The sequence below is a fragment of the Marinobacterium sp. MBR-109 genome (assembly GCF_040547565.1).
GTDB lineage: Bacteria > Pseudomonadota > Gammaproteobacteria > Pseudomonadales > Balneatricaceae > Marinobacterium.
The window spans coordinates 85,106-105,211 of sequence record NZ_JBEPPZ010000004.1 but is presented as its reverse complement, the minus strand read 5'-3'; the positions used below and the strand labels follow the sequence as shown (position 1 = coordinate 105,211).

Annotated in this window: 21 protein-coding genes; 15 read left to right on the top strand and 6 right to left on the bottom strand. The window is 57.1% G+C overall.

Annotated features, from left to right (window positions below):
* Positions 1 to 31: 31 nt before the first annotated feature.
* Positions 32 to 751 (bottom strand): DNA topoisomerase I, encoded by a 720-nt coding sequence (locus ABIE60_RS07085; RefSeq protein ID WP_354468740.1) that lies wholly within the window; start codon positions 749 to 751, stop codon positions 32 to 34.
* Positions 752 to 927: 176 nt separating this feature from the next.
* On the opposite strand from ABIE60_RS07085, the gene topA reads away from it, so the two are divergent.
* Both topA and ABIE60_RS07075 read left to right on the top strand, forming a co-directional pair.
* Positions 928 to 3,561 (top strand): type I DNA topoisomerase, encoded by a 2,634-nt coding sequence (topA, locus tag ABIE60_RS07080; RefSeq protein ID WP_354468739.1) that lies wholly within the window; start codon positions 928 to 930, stop codon positions 3,559 to 3,561.
* 43 nt (positions 3,562 to 3,604) lie between these two features.
* Complete coding sequence (locus ABIE60_RS07075; RefSeq protein ID WP_354468738.1) at positions 3,605 to 4,132, top strand: DUF6586 family protein; 528 nt, start codon at positions 3,605 to 3,607, stop codon at positions 4,130 to 4,132.
* On the opposite strand, the gene ABIE60_RS07070 is transcribed toward ABIE60_RS07075, so the two are convergent.
* Entirely contained in the window at positions 4,133 to 4,534 is a 402-nt protein-coding gene (locus tag ABIE60_RS07070) for a SulA-like leucine-rich domain-containing protein (RefSeq protein WP_354468737.1), read from the bottom strand.
* Between the two features lie 15 nt (positions 4,535 to 4,549).
* Complete coding sequence (lexA, locus tag ABIE60_RS07065; protein WP_206834385.1) at positions 4,550 to 5,158, bottom strand: transcriptional repressor LexA; 609 nt, start codon at positions 5,156 to 5,158, stop codon at positions 4,550 to 4,552.
* Positions 5,159 to 5,280: 122 nt separating this feature from the next.
* On the opposite strand from lexA, the gene dinG reads away from it, so the two are divergent.
* Genes dinG through ABIE60_RS07030 form a run of 7 tightly spaced genes read left to right on the top strand, consistent with a single transcriptional unit; the run spans position 5,281 to position 12,389 of the window.
* On the top strand, positions 5,281 to 7,392 hold the full coding sequence (dinG, locus tag ABIE60_RS07060) for an ATP-dependent DNA helicase DinG (RefSeq protein WP_354468736.1): 2,112 nt from the start codon (positions 5,281 to 5,283) through the stop codon (positions 7,390 to 7,392).
* A gap of 20 nt (positions 7,393 to 7,412) precedes the next feature.
* Positions 7,413 to 8,879: an ATP-dependent RNA helicase RhlB gene (gene rhlB, locus ABIE60_RS07055; protein WP_354468735.1), complete on the top strand. Its 1,467-nt coding sequence runs from the start codon at positions 7,413 to 7,415 to the stop codon at positions 8,877 to 8,879.
* 14 nt (positions 8,880 to 8,893) lie between these two features.
* Positions 8,894 to 9,106 (top strand): hypothetical protein, encoded by a 213-nt coding sequence (locus tag ABIE60_RS07050; protein WP_354468734.1) that lies wholly within the window; start codon positions 8,894 to 8,896, stop codon positions 9,104 to 9,106.
* Between the two features lie 45 nt (positions 9,107 to 9,151).
* Positions 9,152 to 10,183, top strand: coding sequence for an NAD(P)H-dependent glycerol-3-phosphate dehydrogenase (locus tag ABIE60_RS07045; RefSeq protein WP_354468733.1), 1,032 nt, complete (start codon positions 9,152 to 9,154; stop codon positions 10,181 to 10,183).
* The gene (locus ABIE60_RS07040; protein ID WP_354468732.1) at positions 10,180 to 10,665 is read left to right on the top strand and encodes a SixA phosphatase family protein; all 486 of its coding nucleotides are present in this window, start codon (positions 10,180 to 10,182) and stop codon (positions 10,663 to 10,665) included. Before ABIE60_RS07045 ends, ABIE60_RS07040 begins: the two co-directional genes overlap by 4 nt.
* Complete coding sequence (locus ABIE60_RS07035) at positions 10,652 to 11,500, top strand: alpha/beta fold hydrolase (RefSeq protein ID WP_354468731.1); 849 nt, start codon at positions 10,652 to 10,654, stop codon at positions 11,498 to 11,500. The genes ABIE60_RS07040 and ABIE60_RS07035 overlap by 14 nt, the downstream gene beginning before the upstream one ends.
* Positions 11,501 to 11,531: 31 nt before the next feature.
* A complete protein-coding gene (locus tag ABIE60_RS07030) occupies positions 11,532 to 12,389 on the top strand; it encodes a DUF4892 domain-containing protein (RefSeq protein WP_354468730.1) in 858 nt (285 codons plus the stop codon).
* Between the two features lie 27 nt (positions 12,390 to 12,416).
* Here ABIE60_RS07030 and folE read toward each other — a convergent pair whose 3' ends face one another.
* The 3 genes from folE to ABIE60_RS07015 form a co-directional block, all read right to left on the bottom strand.
* The gene (folE, locus tag ABIE60_RS07025; RefSeq protein WP_354468729.1) at positions 12,417 to 12,956 is read right to left on the bottom strand and encodes a GTP cyclohydrolase I FolE; all 540 of its coding nucleotides are present in this window, start codon (positions 12,954 to 12,956) and stop codon (positions 12,417 to 12,419) included.
* 99 nt (positions 12,957 to 13,055) lie between these two features.
* Positions 13,056 to 14,120, bottom strand: a complete 1,065-nt coding sequence (locus ABIE60_RS07020) for a PilT/PilU family type 4a pilus ATPase (protein ID WP_354468728.1) — start codon at positions 14,118 to 14,120, stop codon at positions 13,056 to 13,058.
* 122 nt (positions 14,121 to 14,242) lie between these two features.
* Positions 14,243 to 14,818: a Smr/MutS family protein gene (locus tag ABIE60_RS07015; protein ID WP_354468727.1), complete on the bottom strand. Its 576-nt coding sequence runs from the start codon at positions 14,816 to 14,818 to the stop codon at positions 14,243 to 14,245.
* A 70-nt stretch (positions 14,819 to 14,888) separates the two neighbouring features.
* Here ABIE60_RS07015 and prmB point away from each other — a divergent pair, with 70 nt between their 5' ends.
* The 6 genes from prmB (at position 14,889) to ABIE60_RS06985 (ending at position 20,100) form a co-directional block, all read left to right on the top strand.
* Positions 14,889 to 15,806, top strand: a complete 918-nt coding sequence (prmB, locus tag ABIE60_RS07010) for a 50S ribosomal protein L3 N(5)-glutamine methyltransferase (RefSeq protein WP_354468726.1) — start codon at positions 14,889 to 14,891, stop codon at positions 15,804 to 15,806.
* 49 nt (positions 15,807 to 15,855) lie between these two features.
* On the top strand, positions 15,856 to 16,947 hold the full coding sequence (aroC, locus tag ABIE60_RS07005; RefSeq protein WP_354468725.1) for a chorismate synthase: 1,092 nt from the start codon (positions 15,856 to 15,858) through the stop codon (positions 16,945 to 16,947).
* Positions 16,948 to 17,228: 281 nt separating this feature from the next.
* Positions 17,229 to 17,726: an adenosylmethionine decarboxylase gene (gene speD, locus ABIE60_RS07000; RefSeq protein ID WP_354468724.1), complete on the top strand. Its 498-nt coding sequence runs from the start codon at positions 17,229 to 17,231 to the stop codon at positions 17,724 to 17,726.
* The gene (gene speE / locus ABIE60_RS06995) at positions 17,704 to 18,561 is read left to right on the top strand and encodes a polyamine aminopropyltransferase (protein ID WP_354468723.1); all 858 of its coding nucleotides are present in this window, start codon (positions 17,704 to 17,706) and stop codon (positions 18,559 to 18,561) included. Before speD ends, speE begins: the two co-directional genes overlap by 23 nt.
* 63 nt (positions 18,562 to 18,624) lie before the next feature.
* Positions 18,625 to 19,779 carry an MFS transporter gene (locus ABIE60_RS06990; RefSeq protein ID WP_354468722.1) on the top strand — a complete coding sequence of 385 codons (1,155 nt, stop codon included), beginning with the start codon at positions 18,625 to 18,627 and terminating at the stop codon, positions 19,777 to 19,779.
* A 66-nt stretch (positions 19,780 to 19,845) separates the two neighbouring features.
* On the top strand, positions 19,846 to 20,100 hold the full coding sequence (locus tag ABIE60_RS06985; RefSeq protein ID WP_354468721.1) for a DUF6489 family protein: 255 nt from the start codon (positions 19,846 to 19,848) through the stop codon (positions 20,098 to 20,100).
* Positions 20,101 to 20,106 lie beyond the last annotated feature (6 nt).

The window sequence follows — 20,106 nt, the reverse complement described above, 5'->3', positions numbered from 1 at the left end:
CGGGATAGGCCATCTGCAAGCCCCATCAGGCTCAGGGTTGTTTTTCGTTCAGATAGTCATCCAGCGACTCTGCCAGGGCTCCGGCACCCCAGTTGCGTTTGGGCTGAATCCTGTCAATTTCGGCTTGTATTTCGTCAAGGCGCGGTTGCTTCTGTCGTTGCGGTGCGGTAGCCCGAACCAGAACCGCTTTGGCGTGTTTAAGGTGAGAAAGGGCCGCAAGCTTGTCACCGGACTCAATCAACCTGGACGCTTGATACTGGTGGGCATCCGCCACCAGTGATACGTTGAGCCAGTACAGCTCCGTTTGGTACGTACGGGCAAGCTGGCCGGTCATTTTGCCGGCCTGTGCCATCTGCACGATCAGTTTTTCCGCAAAATTGATGTAAATCTGGGCCCGCTTGACGGCACGGTCACTGTTGAACCGGCTCTTGTCAGGCTTGCTGCGGTCACTGTTTTCTTTCAGTTTGCTGACTTCGGACATCAGTTCGGAGTCCGGTGCCAGCAGGCTGATCTCCTCGATAAGCGCCATCGCATGCTGGTTGAGCTTGTCGATAATATCCTGCCGGCAGCCGCTTTCTTTCAGAATCGCCAGAGCGTGCAGGGTGTGCTCCGCCTGGGTTTGCAGCCAGCTCAGCCTTTCTCGACGCGCTTCGGTCTGCTGTTCGCGCGTGGTGACCACGTAGTTGATCGCCAGCGCCAGAATACCGACTCCGGCGATGAGGATTACAAGATACAGGTTGTCTCCAAGCATGGTGTTTGGCACTCTGAAAAGAGATGTTAATTATAGGATGGTGTGTACATGAATTGTAAGGCATCCGCGTGCGGACTGGTATCGCCGGTCTCAGACACTGCTTGACGCTGGCAGCACCACCCCTTATATATGCTCGCAGTTTCTGAGTTGCCCGTTCTAAAAAGGATCCGTATCTCATGGGAAAAACCCTAGTCATTGTCGAATCACCGGCAAAGGCCAAAACGATCAACAAGTATCTGGGCAGCCAGTATGTTGTCAAATCGAGTGTGGGTCATATTCGCGACCTGCCAACCAGTGGCAGCGCCAGCAAAAGCGATCCCAAGGAGCGTGCGCGTCAGGCAGCCCTGACGCGCAAGATGTCGCCGGACGAGAAGGCGGTCTATAAAAAGCGCAAGTCTCAGGAGCAACTGGTAGCGCGTATGGGTGTTGATCCCGAACATGACTGGGAAGCACACTACGAAATTCTCCCCGGCAAGGAAAAGGTCGTTGAAGAGCTGCGCAAGCTCGCCAAAAACGCTGATGAAATCTACCTCGCAACGGACTTGGACCGTGAAGGGGAGGCGATCGCCTGGCATCTGCGTGAGGCGATCGGTGGCGATGACAGCCGTTTTCGACGGGTCGTATTCAACGAAATCACCAAAAAGGCGATTCAGGAGGCCTTTTCCCAGCCGAGCGATCTGGATCTGAACCGTGTCAACGCCCAGCAGGCACGCCGTTTTCTGGACAGGGTGGTAGGCTACATGCTGTCGCCGCTGCTGTGGGAAAAGATCGCCCGTGGCCTCTCGGCCGGACGTGTGCAGTCCGTTGCCGTGCGCTTGATTGTCGAGCGCGAGCGCGAGATACGTGCGTTCATTCCTGACGAGTACTGGGAAGTTCATGCCGACACTGAAACACAGGCAGAGCAGGCGTTGCGGCTTCAGGTCAGCAAATACGCCGGCAAAACATTCCGCCCAGAGAGCCAGGCCGAGACCGAGACCCATCTGGAGCGCCTTCGCAGTGGTGCGCTGGCTGTTCGCTCCAGGGAAGATCGTCCTACCAGCAGCAAGCCCTCGGCACCGTTCATTACCTCCACGCTGCAGCAGGCCGCCAGCACTCGACTGAGCTTCGGCGTCAAGAAAACCATGATGATGGCTCAGCGACTGTATGAAGCGGGCTACATCACCTACATGCGTACCGACTCGACCAACCTCAGTGCCGAAGCGGTAGAGGCGTGTCGTGAATTCATTGCTCAGCAGTATGGCAAGGAGTATCTGCCGGAAGCGCCGGTCAGCTACTCAAGCAAGGAGGGGGCTCAGGAAGCACACGAAGCGATTCGACCTTCTGATGTGAACCTGACCGTTGAGGCCCTCAAGGGGATGGAGCCGGATGCGCAGCGCCTGTATGACCTGATTCGGCGGCAGTTCCTGGCTTGTCAGATGATGCCGGCGCTTTACACCAGTACTCGCATTACTGTTGAAAGCGGTGATTACGAGCTTACCACCAAGGGCCGTATTCTGCGTTTTGACGGCTATACCCGCGCACTGCCGGCCAAGGGGCGCAGTGACGAAGACGTGATCCTGCCTGACGTGACGAAGGGTGAGGTGCTCGCGCTGAAGCTGCTGGACCCGAAGCAGCACTTTACCAAGCCGGCGCCTCGTTACAGCGAAGCCAGTCTGGTCAAGGAGCTTGAAAAGCGTGGCATTGGCCGTCCTTCCACCTATGCCTCCATCATCTCGACGATTCAGGATCGGGGCTATGTACAGGTACAGGGGCGTCGTTTCTACGCCTGCAAGATGGGCGACATTGTTACCGAGCGGTTGAATGAGAACTTCTCTGATCTGATGGATTACAGCTTCACCGCGCGTATGGAACAGCGACTTGATGACGTGGCGCAGGGCGAGGTGAACTGGAAGGAGCTGCTGAATCAGTTCTACAGCGGTTTTACCGACAAGCTGCAGGAAGCACAAAGTGCGGATAACGGCATGAGACCCAACAGCCCCACGCCAACGGATATCGACTGTCCCGAGTGTGGGCGTCAAATGATGATCAGAACGGCCAGTACGGGGGTGTTTCTGGGCTGCTCTGGCTATAATCTGCCGCCCAAGGAGCGCTGCAAGTGTACCATCAACCTGATACCTGGCGACGAAGTGGTCAGTGTGGATGGGGATGATGAGGAAGAGTCCCGCATTTTGCGTAACAAACATCGTTGCAAGCTATGTGATGCGGCGATGGACTCCTACCTGATCGATGAGAAGCGCAAGCTGCACGTGTGTGGCAACAACCCCGACTGTCCTGGTTTCGAGGTTGAACAGGGCAGCTTCAGGATCAAGGGCTATGATGGGCCCAGTATCGAGTGCGACAAGTGCGGCTCCGAAATGCAGCTTAAGACCGGCCGTTTCGGCAAGTTTTTCGGTTGCACCAACAGTGAGTGCAAGAATACGCGCAAACTGCTGAAAAACGGTGAGCCGGCGCCTCCTAAAATGGACCCGGTGCCGATGCCGGAACTGCAGTGTGAAAAGGTTGAAGATACCTACGTACTGCGTGATGGTGCCAGCGGTCTGTTCCTGGCTGCGAGCCAGTTCCCGAAAAAACGGGAAACGCGTGCGCCGCTGGTGGCCGAGCTGGTTCCGCATCGTGATGAGATCGATCCGAAATATGACTACCTGATGGATGCGCCGCAGAAAGACCCTGATGGCAATCCTGCGGTAATCCGTTACAGCCGGAAAACCAAAGAGCAGTACGTGATGACTGAAGTTGAGGGCAAGGCAACCGGCTGGAAGGCGTTCTACCGTGATGGCCGCTGGCAGGAAGAGCAGGGACGTAAGCGCTGAAAGCCCAGGTATTCGGCGCATTTGATTTGATGGAGTACAGGTAATGAGTGATATCTATGCGGTTCGTACCAATCAGAAGCTGAACTTTGCCCGTCTGCATGTCAAGGCGCTGGAGCAGGCCGAAGAGGCTTCTCAGTGGAGCAAGCATGCCAGAATCGAGTCTTATCATGAGTCGATTCTGTTCTTCATGGCGAGCGGTTATGCAGCACTGCTGCGCGAAATTGCAGAAAACTACAATCTCAATGTTGGCCAGATCAATCGTTTTTCTGATCTGTCAGAGCAACTTGAGGTGACTGGTCAGGAATCGCCCGAAGTAACAGAGCTTGAGCAGCTGGAGCGGGACAGGGGGAGCTGGGTGCATAAAATGCTGTCGGCGTATGAAGCCTGCTGGCAGGCGTCAGACTACCGCCAGGTAAATACCGAGGTGGACAGCAGCATTTCCGAAATTCATGTATTGCAGATCAACCCTGACCATTCGGAAGACAAGGATGTGTTGGCTGAATACAAGGCTTGGTTACAGGCGTTCCGTGAGCTGATAGAACGCCTGCGCGCCGGTATGCAGGAGTGGTAATCAGGTGCGTACCAGTATGCCCAGCGCATTCCCTCGGCTGGCAGCCTGATTGAGTTGGTCCAGCGCAGGTGCAGTGCCGCTGCACCAGGCAATGACTGTGTGGCAGGTACCGGCAGCCAGTGCTCGGGCGCAGAACAGCTCGGTCTGGTCCAGACTGCTGGTGTTCAGGACCAGGATGTGGCGTGTGCAGGCACCAGCAAGCTCCAGCGCCGTGCGGGTGATGTCGTGCGGCGGGTTAATCAGAACCAGCCAGCGATCTTCACGGCTCAGGCCTGCAATCATGGGCAGCAGCAGGGGTTGCAGGCATACTGAGCTGTTATGCAGCAAAATCTCGGTGACCCGGCTCTCGACACTTTTACAGTCAATGTGGGAATGCGGGGCTGTGGCATGAATTGCAGACATGGCGATTGACCTCTGTCAGTTGCCTTGCCGAATAACGCCAACACCCAGTCCTTCGATGATCAGTTCCTGTTCACTCAGGTCCACTTCGATCGGGCTGAAGTCTTCGTTTTCGGCAATAAGAAAGACTTTGCGGCCATCACGCTTGAAGCGCTTGACCGTCACTTCGTCGCCGATCCGTGCGACCACAACCTGCCCGTCCCGGGCCTCTCGGGTTTGATGTACGGCGAGCAGGTCGCCATCCATGATCCCGATATTTTTCATGCTCATCCCCTTGACCCGCAGCAGGTAGTCAGCGCGGGGGCGGAAGAAGTCTGCCGAGATGGTGCAGTGGTCCTCGACATGTTCCTGCGCCAGGATGGGTTCACCCGCTGCAACTTGACCAATAACGGGCAGGCCTTCGGTATCAGGCTGCTCGGCTTCCGGCAGGCGAATGCCCCTCGATGTGCCCTTGGTCAGTTCGATGGCGCCTTTGCGGGCCAGTGCCTTCAAGTGTTCTTCAGCCGCATTGGCTGACTTGAATCCCAGTTCGCGTGCAATATCGGCTCGGGTGGGCGGGTAGCCTGTTGTTTCGATATGTTTGCGTATGCATTCCAGTACTTCGGTCTGGCGATTGGTCAATTTCATGGCATCTGTCCCCTATCCGGTTACTGTGATTCTATACAGTGAATGAGCGGGGTCAAGCATTTTTCTGTTTATATATCCAGTATCTTGCTAGAATCGCCACACAGATCGGATGAGGATTAAGCGTGCTGAGCGAGGCGCAAAAAAAAGAGATCCAGGAGGCCTACAGTCGCTTCCTGAAGAGTCGTGGCTTGACAGCACGGCCGGCACAGAAGCAGATGATCGCAGCCGTGGCGCGAACCCTTGCAGCGGCGGCTGTTCCACGCAGTGAAACGGAAGATCTGCATCCCGCTGTGGGTGTTGTCGAAGCCGGAACCGGTACCGGCAAGACGATCGCCTATCTGCTGGCGGCCATCCCGCTGGCGCGAGCTCAGGAGTGCAAACTGGTTCTGTCTACGGCAACAGTGGCCCTGCAGGAGCAGCTGATCAACAAGGACCTGCCCGAAGTTGAAACGCATACGGGCCTGCCCATGTGCTATAGACTGGCAAAAGGGCGAGGGCGTTACCTCTGTCTGAACAAGGTTGAAGGCCATCTTGAACAGCAGGGCCTGCTGGGCCAGATGGCGTTATATGAAGATGAGGCGGCTGAAAAACTGCCCGATAATGTACTGCAACTGTATCAGCAGTTGATGGACAGCTATGCCGCGGGTCAGTGGGACGGGGATCGAGATGCGCTTGCTGATGAGGTGGATGATGCCATCTGGCGGCCATTGACCAGCGATCACATGCAATGCAGTAACCGCCGTTGCCTGAATTTCAGTGCCTGCCCTTTCTACAGGGCTCGAGATCGGCTGGAAGAGGCAGACGTGATTGTCGCCAACCATGACCTGGTACTGGCTGATCTTGCGCTTGGCGGCGGAGCCATCCTGCCCGAGCCTGAAAAAACCATCTATATCTTCGATGAAGGGCATCATCTGGCTGACAAGGCCAGTGGTCACTTTGCTTTTGGTGCAAGGCTTGAGGGCAGTCGCCGGTTGCTGAAGTCTGCACAAAAGCAGCTGGCGCAGTTGGTGACCGAGACCGGTTCGCCGGTGCAGTTGGCAGATCCGGTAGAGCGCCTGCATCGTCCCTTTGAAGAGATGGGGCGTGCGCTTGAACAGCTGGAATTGCTGCTGCGGCCGCTGTTTGCCGAGAGCGTCAAGGACCGTTATCGCTTTGCACAGGGGCGGGTGCCCGATCCATTGCTGGAACCCTGTTTCAGCCTGGGACAGGCGGCCGACCGAGCGCAGCAGCATCTCGAACAAGTCGTCGATCTGCTCAAGGAGGCGATGGAAGGTGGCATTGCCGATATCCCCCGTGCAGTAGCCGAGCGCTGGTTTCCCCAGATTGGCAGCCTGTGGGGGCGTGTGCAGCAGATAGCGTGGCTGGCACATGCCTATGCACGACCGGACCCTGAAGGTGGCTCACCCACGGCGCGCTGGATCAACCGGATCGAGAGCCCCGCAGGTGAAGATCTCGAACTCAGAAGCGCACCTGTATCGGCGGCTGATACCCTCTCGGAACACCTCTGGAAAGTTTGCCATGCTGCCGTGATAACCTCGGCAACCTTGACTGCGCTGGGTCGCTTCGATCAGCTGTTTGCAGCGTTGGGTCTGTCGCCACAAACATCGGCGCTGCGTCTGAACAGCCCGTTTGATTACGCTAATTGCGGTGTATTGCAGGTGCCGGCCATGCGGACCGATCCGGGTCAGCCTGATGCACATACCGATGAGGTACTGGAATATCTCAATGCTGAATTAAAGTCGGTTACGGCGGCGCTGGTATTGTTCAGTTCGTGGCGCCAGATGCGCTCGGTGCTTGATCAGCTCGACGAATCCATTAAAAATAGTGTGCTGGCACAGGGGCAGTACAGCAAGCAGGAAACGTTGCGCCTGCACCGCGAGCGCGTGGATGAAGACAAGCGCAGTATCATCTTCGGCCTTGCTTCATTTGCGGAGGGGGTTGATCTGCCAGGGCGGTATTTGACCGATGTTTTCATCACCAAGCTGCCGTTCAGTGTCCCGGATGATCCGGTAGATGCTACCATGGCAGAATGGATAGAGCAGCGTGGCGGTAACGCCTTCACCGACTGGACGGTGCCGGCCGCCTCGATGCGGCTGACGCAGGCCGTAGGGCGACTGCTGAGAACAGAACAGGATCGGGGGCGGGTGGTGCTGCTGGACCGGCGAGTCGTGACGCGCCGCTATGGCCGCCAACTGCTGGATTCCCTGCCCCCTTTCCGGCGCGAAATCAACTGACAATCTGAATGGATCCGATTTTGAGTACTGAAGAGAAACAGAGTACAGCCACGGCAACCTCAGAGCCCAAAAATAACAGCAACCGCCCACGCCGGCGCCGTCGTTCACGCAAGCCGCGCGATACAGGTCGCCAGAGCGGCTGGAGCCCGGCAAAGTTCAGCGTGCCTGTTGCTGAAGGCAAGCGCCGTTTCCATGATTTCGGCCTGCCGGATGTATTGATGCGGGCGATTGCCGACCTGGAGTTTCAATACTGCACGCCGATTCAGGCGGCGACCATCCCGCATGCACTTAACGGTCGTGATTTGATCGGAAAGGCGCAAACCGGTACCGGCAAAACAGCGGCGTTCCTGATCGGCATTATGACCGATCTGCTGGACTATCCGCTGGACAGTGGTCGAAAGCTGGGCGAGCCGCGTGTTTTGATCATCGCACCGACTCGAGAGCTGGCGCTGCAGATCGCTTCCGACGCCGAAGCGCTGGGCAAGTACACTGACCTGTCCACTGTATCACTGGTCGGTGGCATGGATTATGAAAAACAGCGCAAGGATCTGGCTGCAAGGCCGGTTGATATTCTGGTGGCAACACCGGGGCGCTTGATCGATTTTGTGCGCTCGCGTGAGGTTGATCTGTTCAATGTTGAAGTGCTGGTGCTCGATGAGGCTGATCGCATGCTCAGCATGGGCTTTATCCCGGATGTCAGAACGATCATTCGGAGCACCCCGCGCAAGGGTGAAGAGCGGCAGACGTTGCTGTACAGCGCGACGTTTACCGACGATGTCATGCGACTGGCAGAGCAGTGGACGCACAATCCGGTCACCATCGAGATCGAAAACGAGCGCAAGACAACCGATAATGTGGCACAGAAGGTATTTCTGGTTTCCAGCCATGAAAAGTACCGGCTGCTGCGCAATTACCTGCGCGTGAATGGCATTGATCGTGCGATTGTTTTTGGCAACCGCCGTCATGAAACCCGTGCGCTGGCGGACCGGCTCAGCAAGGACGGCATCAAGGCAGCCCTGATGTCGGGCGAAATTCCTCAGAACAAGCGTCTACGGACCCTGGAAGATTTTCGCAGCGGCAAGATTGAAGTGCTGGTGGCCACCGATGTGGCGGGCCGGGGTATCCATATCGATGGTGTTACCCACGTGATCAACTATCAGCTGCCGGAAGATGCCGATGACTACGTGCACCGTATTGGTCGCACCGGTCGAGCCGGCTTGAGTGGAACATCCATCTGCTTTGCCTGTGAAGATGACTCCTTTCTGATTCCCGATATCGAGCGTGAAACCGGTGTCAAACTGGAGTGCATACACCCTGATGCCGAGCTGTTGAAGCCTCTGACGGAAGTTGACCAGGGTATTGCCGATAAAGCGGCGGCCACGCAGGTGCAGGAAAATGCTCAGGCAGAGATGCAAGAGCCGCCTGTTGATGAGGCCGTTGAAGCCGAACCGGTAGTGGACAGCGAAGCTGAAGAGCAAAAACACTGAAAACGGATCGGGCCATGAGTGATAAGCACAACCTGAAACGAGTCAGTACGGTACTGGGCATTGTGCTCAGTGCCTTCTTTGCCGCGATCGCGGTGGCCGGCTACCAGCGTACCGGTGATCTGCTGCAGCTGTTTCTGTTTCTGCTGCTGGCAGGGCTCGCATATGCCGTGGTCAAGCTGTTGTTCTTCGGCATTGGCCGGCTGCTGGACAAGCTGGACCCTTCTTGATTGGACCGACCGGGGAGTACAAGCACTCCTCCTCTAGGAGATAGCATGCAGAATCAGTCACCTGTTGCCGTTCTTGGTGGCGGCAGCTTCGGCACAGTGCTGGCAAACCTGATGGCTGAAAAGGGGCTGGATGTCAGGCTCTGGATGCGTAACGAGCAGGCGGTTGATGAAGTCAATGCGCAGCATCGCAACAGCCGTTACCTGCCCGGAGTTGATCTGGCGCCCGGGCTCAGTGCGACCACCGACCTGCAGCAGGCGTTGAGCGGAACCGAAGCGATATTCATCGCCATCCCGAGCAGTGCCTTCAGAACAGTGGTGCGCCAGGCTGTGCCCTTTTTGCGACCGGAACAGCTTCTGGTTAGTACCACCAAGGGTATTGAATCAGTGACCTTCTGTTTGATGAGTCAAATCATTGAGCAGGAGTTCCCGGGTGCTCGGGTGGGGGTGCTCAGTGGTCCCAACCTGGCCAAGGAAATAGCCCGCAAGCAGTTGACCGCAACAGTCATTGCCAGCACGGATGCCGCGCTTCGCGAGCGAGTGCAGGCACTGCTCCATACATCCTTTTTCCGCGTGTATGCCAGCACCGATACCTATGGTGTAGAGCTTGGCGGGACCTTGAAAAACATCTATGCCATTGCAGCCGGTTTGAGTGCGGCGCTGGGCATGGGTGAAAACACCAAAAGCATGTTGATGACGCGCAGTCTGGCCGAGATGAGTCGGTTTGCCGTTAGCCTTGGGGCCAATCCGTTTACCTTTTTGGGTCTGGCGGGGGTTGGTGACCTGATCGTTACCTGCATGTCACCCCTGAGCCGCAACTACCGGGTGGGCTACGCACTGGGCGAAGGTAAAAGCCTCGAACAGGCGGTGCAGTCTCTTGGTGAGGTCGCAGAAGGGGTAAATACCCTGCGAATCGTCAAGGAGAAGGCCGAAGAAATGGAAATCTATATGCCACTGGTCAGTGGCCTCTATGAGGTGGTGTTCAATGCGGCACCGGTGAAAGAGGTGGCCCGGGGCATGATGTTGAATGTGCAGAGCACCGATGTGGAGTTTGTGTTGCCTCGACAGGAGCAGGCGTGAAGCTGCTGTTGCTGCGACATGCACAAGCGGTTGCCGGTGGGGATCTTGATCCTGACCGGGTACTGACGTCCGTGGGTGAGCGGCAGGCGGCTGCCATGGCCTCCCGGGTTGTCAGTATGCTGCCTGGAGCCTCTATCGTTGCCAGTCCATGGCGACGTGCGCAACAAACCGCTGAAATCATGGCTCAAGAGCTGGGCGCTCGGTTGGTCCTGAATGATTCGCTGACAGCCAGAGGCACTGCTCCTGCAGCGGCGGCATCACTAGAGCCGTATTTCTCGGATCAAGGGTCACTCATTGTGGTCACCCATCAGCCGCTTTGTGGTCAGTTGATCAGCTGGCTGACGGACGGAAATCTGTATGGGCAGGTGGTATCACCCTGTAGCGGTGCACTGCTGGAGCTTGAGTGGCCGGCTCGGGGTATGGCCAGGCTGCTGAACGGGTGTGATGGTGCCGTGCAGGGAGATGATCATGCAGGCAGATGAACTTAGATTTGAAGTGAACGGCCATCTGATTGCGGCACGGGCAACCGGCCCTGAAGACGGGCTTCCAGTGTTGGCGCTGCATGGCTGGCTGGATAATGCAGCTACCTTCAAGGCGCTTGAGCCGGCGCTTGAAGGGGTGCGGCTGGTGGCGCTGGATCTGATGGGACACGGTTTTTCCGACCATCGGCCCGCCAGCATGCCTTACTATATCTGGGATAACCTGTCGGATGTGGTGGCGGTTGCCGACGAGCTCAACTGGCAGCGGTTTCACCTGCTGGGGCACTCCATGGGAGCCAGCATCAGCAGTCTTCTCGCCGGTGCCATGCCTGAGAGGGTCGAGAGCCTGATTTTGCTTGAAGGGCTTGGGCCTCTGGTGGATACGCCCGCAGAGCTTCCGGAGCAGATGGCGCAGGCAATTCGCAGGCGCAGCCGTCGCAGTCGTATGCCCCGATTCTATGCCAGTATTGAAGAAGCTGTAGCTGCTCGAATCAACGGTCGCTTTCCGGTTGGGGAACAGGCGGCCCGCTGGCTGGTCGAACGTTCCATAGTCCATACTGCAAGGGGGTTCCGCTGGCGCAGTGATCCAGCCCTTAACCTGCCCTCTGTATTACGGATGAGTGAGGAACAGGTAAGAGCGTTCCTGCTGCGTATCAGTTGCCCGTCACTGCTGGTGCTGGGCACCAGAGGAGTGGCAACCGAGTTGACCCAGACAAGAGCTGACTGCATCAATGGGCTGCAGCGGCTAACCCTTGAGGGAGGGCATCATCTGCACCTGGAGCAGGGTGTAAGCGAGACAATAGCACAGGCCATCAACCGTTTTTACGCAGCGCTCTGAACCCCGCGCGGCGCAGAGGAAGGAGCCAGGCATGAAACAGTATCTGAAGACGCTAGCGCTATTATTGCTGGTTACCCCTGGGCTGCAGGCAGCCGAGTTTGAAATTCCGCTGCAGCTGGACCCTTTTCCGCAGTCCGAGCTGATCAGTTCAGAGCAGCGGCATGAACCGGACTACCGTCTGATGCTCAGTGGTATCATGAAGATCAACGGCAGGATCCGTGCTGATCGTGATCAGCGACTTCAGGCCAATCTTTCGCGTCTGACCTGGCAGTTGCCGGACGGCTATGATCCTGAATCCGGATTCAAGTTCTTGCGAGCCCAGCTTGGTGACAGGGGGGCTCAGGCGATGTTTGAATGTTCCGGTCGCCAGTGTGGGCCGAGCAGCATCTGGGCAAATGATGTCTTCGGTCAGTCGCGACTATACGGGATCGACAATACACAGTTTTATGCGGCTCTGCGACTTGAGCAGGCCCATGTGGCGGTCTATGCCGTGCGCAGAGGTAATGGTCGAGTATTCCTTCATCTGGATGTGCTCGAAAATGAGAGTCAGGCCGGTAGCGATCCTGTCGTGGTGCTGGCACAGCAGGGCTACGTTGAACTGCAAAACTGGCCGGAATCATCGGATCGTGCAGTCGCCGCTGTACTGGATATGATGCAGGGGATGCCCGGGCAGGAGCTTTGGCTGGTTGTGCACTGGCAGGGGCGGGATCTGGAACTGGCCCTGCGTCAGTCGCAGGAGGCTGCTGACCGTCTGCTGAGGCAGGTAGTAGACAAGGGGGGTGATGTCCGACAGCTCAAGGCCAGAGGTGTCGGCAGTCTGGTACCCAGTGTGCTGGGCAGTCGTCGGCAGGTAGCGGTCGTGGTGATGAGGCGGGGGAGCGGCCGCTGAGATTGGACGCTCCGTGACCTTGCAGGCTCAGCGAATCAGGGACAGAAACTCGGTGCGGGTTGCCGGGTTTTCACGGAAGGAGCCCAGCATCATGGACGTTTTCATCATCGCGTTCTGCTTTTCCACGCCACGCATCATCATGCACATATGCTGCGCTTCGATTACAACACCAACGCCCGCTGCATCCGTAACCTGCTGAATGGCTTCGGCAATTTCCTTGGTCATGTTTTCCTGGATCTGCAGGCGACGTGCATACATGTCGACGATTCGGGCGATCTTGGACAGGCCCACCACCTTGCCCTGAGGAATGTAGGCAACATGTGCCTTGCCGATAAACGGCAGCAGGTGGTGTTCACACATGGAATACAGTTCGATGTCCCGTACCAGCACCATTTCGCTGTTGTCTGAGGAAAACAGGGCGCCATTGACGACCTCGTCCAGAGTCTGGGTATAACCGCGGGTCAGAAAACGCATCGCCTTGGCGGCGCGTGCAGGTGTGTCGCGCAAACCGTCGCGGCCAATATCTTCTCCGAGCTGTTCTATGATACTGGCGTATTCTGCTTCCATCTGCTGCATTCCTCAGGAGTTGGGCTGGCTTGGGTGAAAACGGCGTAAAATACCCGAACAGAGCACTCGGGTAAAGGCCGTTGCGCTGTGAGTCGGGGATCAGCCTCCCAGCAGCTTGAGTCTGAGCGACACATTATTGCGTGAATCGGCGTTGTGCAGCGCCTCTTCGAGCGTGATCTTGCCTTCCTGATAAAGATGCAGCAGGTTGGCGTCAAAGGTGTGTGCGGCGCTGTTGCTGCTCTGGTCAATGGCTTCGCGGATGCGAGAATACTCTCCACGGGCAATGAGCTTGGCGATATAGGGGGTGTTGATCATCACTTCAGTGGCGGGTATGTAGCGCTCGTCCACATCCCTAATCAGCCGCTGGGCCACGATCCCTTTCAGATTGAGTGACAGGTCCGTGTTGATCTTGTGCATTTCGGCTTCATGGAAGAAGTTGACGATATGCTCCACAGCCTGGACGCTGTTGTTGGCATGCAGAGTCGAGATGCACAGATGACCGGTCTCGGAGTAGCGAATCGCCTGCTCCATGGTTTCACGGTCACGGATCTCACCGATCAGAATCACATCCGGGGCTTCGCGCAGGGCGTTTTTCAGAGCATTGCCGTATGACAGTGTGTCGACACCGACCTCGCGCTGGTTGATCAGAGACTTGCGGTTGGTGTGCAGAAACTCGATCGGGTCTTCGATGGTCAGAATGTGGCCAGTGGCCCGCTGGTTACGGTATTCAATCATCGAGGCCAGTGAGGTTGACTTGCCTGAGCCGGTGGAGCCGACCAGCAGCACCAGACCGCTGCGCAGCATCACCAGATTTTTCAGAATCGAGGGCAGGTTCAACTCTTCAAGTGATGGAATTTTGTGGCGGATCATGCGAATGACCAGCGCCACATCGCCGCGCTGGCGGTATACGTTCACCCTGAAGCGTCCGATATCGGGTACTTCGTAGGCAAAATTCATTTCAAGCTCACGCCTGAACTGCTCCTGCTGGTGCTCGCTCATCAGATGGTTGGACAGCTCTTCGGTGGAGCCCGGCTGCAGCGGGGTCGTGTCAACCTCGCGCATGCTGCCTTCAACCTTGATCTGGATCGGTGTGTGTGTACTCAGGAACAGGTCTGATGCATTGGTTTCGGCCATCAGATTGAGATATTTGTGAAGATCGATCATCGCAGGTCCCTGCATCAGCTTTGTCGGCCTGTATGCCCTGAGAACAGGTCTGGCCGGAAACAAGAGGTCAGATTCACAACATCTGCATCATAGCAGAGCTTGCCCGGAAGCGGATGAAAAGCTCAGCTTCCCTTCCTGCGCAGCAGAACATAAACCGCACCGGTTCCGCCGTCCCGTGGCTGAGCAGAGCTGAAGGCCAGTACGTCATGCAACTGGCGCAGCCAGTCGTTGACACAGGACTTTAGCAGGGCTGGCTGGCCGGGCTGAGTGTAGGCCTTGCCATGAATAATCAGCACGCAGCGCAGCTGTTGGCGCGATGCGTCTCGAATGAATCCGCTGAGCTCATCCCGGGCCGCCTCGACCGTATAGCCGTGCAGGTCAAGCCCGGCCTCCCAGGGCAGATGTCCAAGTCGAAGGCGCTTGAGCAGTCGCAGCTGTACGCCGGGTGCCGCAAACAGCAACTCATCGGCGGAGTCGACGATCTGGGAGGCCTCGGACGACAGGCCATCAATTACCTGCTCAACCTCCTGTTCGGCGGCCTGCCGGCGAAAGCGGGTGGCGCTGTCATGTTTGCGTCGCAGCTTCAGCTTGCCCGCATCGGGGTCCACATGGCGATCGTGACGCATCCGTGTGACGCCCTGCATGGCAGCGTCGAAGTCGAGATCGTCGTCGTGCTCCTGGTCAGAGGGATAAGACATGGCGTTCAACGGGGGATTTCATTAACATAACCGGCCTGAATCAACATAATTCCGCATTATCGGGCGAGAGATGAATCCGGATCAAGTGGCGATTACTTCCGAACTGCACACTCTGCGTGACTATATCCGCTGGACAGTCTCGGCTTTTCATCAGTATCAGGTCTGGTTTGGCCATGGCAACGCGACGGCCTGGGACGAGGCCAGCCAGCTGGTACTGAATGCGGTGCACCTGCCCTGGGACACCGATCCTGCGGTGCTGGATGCCCGTTTGACGCAGGCGGAAAAAGAGCGGGTACTGGACTATCTGCACCAGCGTGTCGAGCTGCGCCGGCCTTTGCCCTATATCACTGGCGAGGCCTGGTTCATGGGGCTGCCGTTTCATGTGGATGAGCGGGTGCTGATTCCGCGCTCACCCATTGCGCAGTTGATTGAGACCGGGTTTGAGCCCTGGCTGCGCCCCGGGCCGGTCAACCGTGTTCTTGATCTCTGCACCGGCAGTGGCTGTATCGGTATTGCCTGTGCCTATGTCTTTGAGGAGGCTGAGGTTGACCTGGCTGACATCTCCACCGATGCACTTGAAGTGGCGCAGCGCAATATCGAGCGCCATCAGCTGGATGACCGGGTATCGGCCCGCCAGGGCGACCTGTTCGAGAACCTGCAGGGCGAGCGCTACGATCTGATCGTCAGCAATCCTCCCTATGTGGATGCCGCTGATCTGGCGGGCATGCCGGCGGAGTACCAGCATGAGCCGGGGCTGGCATTGGGTTCCGGTGAAGACGGTCTGGATATCACCCGGCGCATTCTGCGCGAGGCGGCCGACCACCTGACCGATGAGGGTTTGCTGGTGGTCGAGGTGGGCAACTCTGAAGTCCATTTGATGCAGGCCTTTCCCGAATTGCCCTTGATCTGGATTGAGCTGGATGCGGGCGGCAACGGCGTATTTACCATTACAGCGGCAGAGCTGCGGGCTCATGCGGCGCTTTTATGAACCTGAGGCGAATGTGGAATCGCGTTCGCTGACTGCACAGAGATAGCGTATGTCGGGTAACAGCTTTGGCAAACTCTTTACCGTCACTACCTTTGGCGAAAGCCACGGGCCGGCACTGGGCTGCATCGTGGATGGCTGTCCTCCCGGAATTGAGCTGAGTGAGGCGGATCTGCAGGCGGATCTGGATCGGCGCAAGCCGGGTACATCGCGCCACACTACCCAGCGCCGTGAGCCGGATCAGGTACGTATTCTGTCCGGTGTGTTCGAGGGCAAGACCACCGGGACTCCGATCGGTCTGCTGATCGAAAATACCGACCAGCGCTCAAAGGATTACTCCAATATTGCCGAAACCTTCCGGCCGGCACATGCAGACTATGTCTACTCCCACAAATACGGCTTTCGTGACTACCGCGGGGGCGGTCGTTCTTCGGCACGGGAAACCGCCATGCGTGTGGCGGCCGGTGCCATCGCCAAGAAAGTGCTGGCCGAAAAGGGGATCGCCATCCGCGGCTATCTGTCACAACTGGGGCCCGTCGCCATTGATATGAGCCGCTTTGACTGGGAGGAGGTCGACAATAATCCCTTCTTCTCTCCCGATGCGGAAGCCGCAGCGCAGATGGAAGTCTACATGGATGAACTGCGCAAGGAGGGCAACTCCATTGGCGCGCGCATCTCCGTTCAGGCGACCGGCGTTCCAGTGGGCCTGGGTGAGCCGATTTTTGATCGCCTGGATGCCGATCTGGCGCACGCCCTGATGAGCATCAATGCGGTCAAGGGTGTTGAGATCGGTGACGGCTTCGCTGTGGTCAATCAGAAAGGCACTGAGCATCGTGACGAGATGACACCTGAAGGCTTTCTCTCCAACCATGCAGGCGGCATTCTGGGTGGCATTTCGACGGGGCAGGCCATTGAAGCGCATATCGCGCTTAAGCCGACCTCCAGTCTGCGTTTGCCGGGTCGCAGCATCAACGCCTCAGGCGAAGCGATTGAGGTGGTTACCAAGGGGCGGCATGATCCCTGTGTCGGCATCCGGGCAACCCCCATTGCCGAGGCGATGATGGCGATTGTGCTGCTGGACCATCTGTTGCGTGATCGTGGTCAGAATGCGGACGTTGAGACGAACCTTCCGGTACTGAGCTGAGCCGGGTTGTAACCCGTTGAGTTTACTGAGGCAATATTAATTTTTTCTGACTGCAAGCCGTTTTTTGCTTGAAATTTGAGCATAACGCGGTATAAATGCGGCAGAAATTCCCTACGTCCCAACCCTTTGGGGTGTGCGAAATCTGTAACGCGCTGCGAAGGTGTCTGATGATGCACCCTTCGACTTTTGCTGGCGCCGCTGCAGGGTTCAGCGCAACCTGAAAGGTTGGGTTTTTGTTTTTTATCTGCGCGAGAGCGCAGGCTTGTCTGGAGTCATCCCCCATGCAAGAAGCGATTGACCTGGCGTCAGAAGTCAACGACCAAGAGGTTGAAGGCAGTGTTGCTGACTGGCCCGCCTACACTCAGGGCGACGATGAAGAGCGTCTGGACTACTTCATCGAGCGCGACGGACACCGTTATGCCGGTACCCATCTGATCATCGATCTGCGCGGTGCTTCCCGCCTGGATGATCTTGAAGTGATGGAAAAGGCTCTGCGTGAATCCGTAAAGGCGGCCAAGGCAACACTGCTGCATATTCATCTGCATCACTTTACCCCGAACGGCGGTATTTCGGGTGTGGCTGTGCTGGCAGAATCCCATATCAGCGTTCACACCTGGCCGGAACGCAATTTTGCGGCCTTTGACGTGTTCATGTGTGGTGAATCCGAGCCAGCCAAGGCTATCCCGGTGCTGGAAGCGGCCTTTACGCCGTCAAAGGTTGAAGTTGAAGAGATCCTGCGTGGCAAGGTGAGTATTGATGACGACGACTACGTACGTTGAGAAGCTGTACGCAGGCTACGGTCAGAGCTTTACGCTGGACCAGGTTCTGTTTGAACATCGTACCGAGCATCAGGAACTGATCATCTTCCGTAACCGGGATTTCGGTACGGTGATGGCGCTGGATGGCATTATCCAGACCACTGAGCGCGATGAATTCATCTACCATGAAATGATGACGCATGTTCCGCTGCTGGCACACGGCAACGCCAGGCGCGTGCTGATTATCGGTGGTGGTGACGGTGGTATCCTGCGTGAAGTGCTTCAGCACAAGAGCGTGGAGCATGTGACTCAGGTTGAAATTGATCAGGCCGTCATCGACATGTGCCGTCAGTATTTGCCGAACCACTCGGCGGGTGCTTTCGACGATCCACGCGCCAATATTGTCATCGCGGACGGGGTGGAATTCGTCAACGAGTGTCAGGAGACATTCGACGTGATCATCTCCGACTGTACCGATCCGGTAGGTCCGGGTGAGGTGCTGTTCTCCAGCCGCTTCTATGAAGGCTGCAAGCGTTGTCTCAATCAGGGTGGAGTATTCGTGGCGCAGAACGGTGTCCCGTTCATGCAGCCGGATGAGATCCTGACCACCCGTCGCCGGCTGGGTCCCTACTTTGCCGACCAGACCTTCTACAATGGCGCTGTTCCGACCTACGTGGGCGGTGTAATGACCTTCGCTTGGGCAACGGATGATGCATCGCTGCGTCAGCTGGATCTGACCAGTGTGCAGGCACGCTACGAAGCCAGCGGCATTCGTACCCGGTACTACAACCCTGCACTGCATGTTGCCAGCTTTGCGCTGCCGCAGTATGTTGTCACTGCACTGGAATCGCTCTGACGGCAACGTCAAAATCGACTCTCCAAGCCGGCCACAGTGCCGGCTTTTTCGTGGTTCATTTCTATGCCCTATGCTCGTTTGTCCGGCTTCTATTTTTTCTATTTTGCTCTGCTGGGCACGCTGGTGCCGTACTGGACGCTGTGGTTGCAGTCGCTGAGTTTTGATGCGGCCACCATCGGCTGGCTGATGGGGATTCTGCATGTTTCGCGGGTACTGGCCCCAAACCTTTGGGGTTGGCTTGCCGATCGCACGGGTCACCGGGTGCATATTGTCCGCTTCGGTGCGTTGGCGACCTGGCTTATTTTCATTCTTATTTTCTGGCAGACCAGTGCAGTGGGCATTGCATTGGTGATGGCCGGATTCAGCTTTTTCTGGAATGCCGTCTTGCCTCAGTTTGAAGTGATTACGCTGAGATATCTGGGCCAGAAAAAAGCCTACTACAGCCGCATACGGCTTTGGGGCTCCGTGGGATTCGTGCTGGCGGTGGTGTTGATCGGTCTGCTGCTGGATCAAACCGGTATCACCGTGCTGCCCTGGGTCGTGCTGGGGCTGATGCTGCTGATCTGGCTCAATGCATTGGCTGTGCCCGTCACTTCAGAGCCAGCGGTCGATGGCAGGGCTGCGGGCTCGCGCATGGGGCCAATTCTGAAGCAGCCACAGGTGATCGCCTTTTTTGCCGTCTGCTTTTTGGTTCAGCTCAGTCACGGGCCTTACTACACCTTCTACAGCGTGATGATGCAGGAGCTGGGCTACACGCGCAGTGAGATAGGGCTGCTCTGGGCGCTGGGTGTTATGGCTGAGATTGTACTGTTCATTTTCATGCCGCGCCTGCTGCAGCGCTTCAGCATCCGGGGCATCATGCTGGCGAGCCTCGTGCTGTGCGTGCTGCGCTGGGGGTTGACCGGCATCTGGCCGGGGCAGCTGCAGGTCATGCTGTTTGCTCAGTTGCTGCATGCGGCAACCTTTGGCAGTCTGCATGCGGTGGGTATTGCGCTGGTGCAGCATTACTTCGGTACGGAAACACAGGGAAGAGGGCAGGCATTGTTCTCAAGCCTGGGGTTCGGTGCAGGAGGAGCGACCGGTGCGGTGTTGGCCGGGCAGCTCTGGAGCAGCTGGGGGCAGGTGAGTTTTCTGCTCGCAGCCGGTGCAGCGGCGGTGGCTATTGTGTTGACATTGATCTGGATATATCCGGAAAAAGCGCAGCAAAATGGCACATGAAGTTGTTTTGCACTGCAGTTGCTATAGTATGAAAGTCAACTGCGGGTCAGATCGGTCGGAGTAAACATGAACTTCAGAATTGATATAGAGATGACACCGGAAGAGCTGCGTCGTGCCCTCGGGTTGCCCGATGTTGCCGGTTTGCAGCAGGAAATGATCACCAGGGTGCGTGAGCAGATGGAAGCGGGTGCTGAAGGTTATGACCCGCTCACGCTGCTGAAACCCTACCTTAATAACGGTATCGGCTCGATGGAAGCTTTCCAGAAACTGTTGTTCAGCATGATGAACCAGTATGGAAGCGGCAAGCGCGATACCGACTAGACGGAT

Coding starts and splice junctions, on each gene's coding strand:
- ABIE60_RS07085 (WP_354468740.1), bottom strand. CDS start 751: ATGCTTGGAGACAACCTGTATCTTGTAATCCTCATCGCCGGAGTCGGT.
- topA (WP_354468739.1), top strand. CDS start 928: ATGGGAAAAACCCTAGTCATTGTCGAATCACCGGCAAAGGCCAAAACG.
- ABIE60_RS07075 (WP_354468738.1), top strand. CDS start 3,605: ATGAGTGATATCTATGCGGTTCGTACCAATCAGAAGCTGAACTTTGCC.
- ABIE60_RS07070 (WP_354468737.1), bottom strand. CDS start 4,534: ATGTCTGCAATTCATGCCACAGCCCCGCATTCCCACATTGACTGTAAA.
- lexA (WP_206834385.1), bottom strand. CDS start 5,158: ATGAAATTGACCAATCGCCAGACCGAAGTACTGGAATGCATACGCAAA.
- ABIE60_RS07050 (WP_354468734.1), top strand. CDS start 8,894: ATGAGTGATAAGCACAACCTGAAACGAGTCAGTACGGTACTGGGCATT.
- ABIE60_RS07045 (WP_354468733.1), top strand. CDS start 9,152: ATGCAGAATCAGTCACCTGTTGCCGTTCTTGGTGGCGGCAGCTTCGGC.
- ABIE60_RS07035 (WP_354468731.1), top strand. CDS start 10,652: ATGCAGGCAGATGAACTTAGATTTGAAGTGAACGGCCATCTGATTGCG.
- ABIE60_RS07030 (WP_354468730.1), top strand. CDS start 11,532: ATGAAACAGTATCTGAAGACGCTAGCGCTATTATTGCTGGTTACCCCT.
- folE (WP_354468729.1), bottom strand. CDS start 12,956: ATGGAAGCAGAATACGCCAGTATCATAGAACAGCTCGGAGAAGATATT.
- ABIE60_RS07020 (WP_354468728.1), bottom strand. CDS start 14,120: ATGATCGATCTTCACAAATATCTCAATCTGATGGCCGAAACCAATGCA.
- ABIE60_RS07015 (WP_354468727.1), bottom strand. CDS start 14,818: ATGTCTTATCCCTCTGACCAGGAGCACGACGACGATCTCGACTTCGAC.
- prmB (WP_354468726.1), top strand. CDS start 14,889: ATGAATCCGGATCAAGTGGCGATTACTTCCGAACTGCACACTCTGCGT.
- aroC (WP_354468725.1), top strand. CDS start 15,856: ATGTCGGGTAACAGCTTTGGCAAACTCTTTACCGTCACTACCTTTGGC.
- speD (WP_354468724.1), top strand. CDS start 17,229: ATGCAAGAAGCGATTGACCTGGCGTCAGAAGTCAACGACCAAGAGGTT.
- speE (WP_354468723.1), top strand. CDS start 17,704: ATGACGACGACTACGTACGTTGAGAAGCTGTACGCAGGCTACGGTCAG.
- ABIE60_RS06990 (WP_354468722.1), top strand. CDS start 18,625: ATGCCCTATGCTCGTTTGTCCGGCTTCTATTTTTTCTATTTTGCTCTG.
- ABIE60_RS06985 (WP_354468721.1), top strand. CDS start 19,846: ATGAACTTCAGAATTGATATAGAGATGACACCGGAAGAGCTGCGTCGT.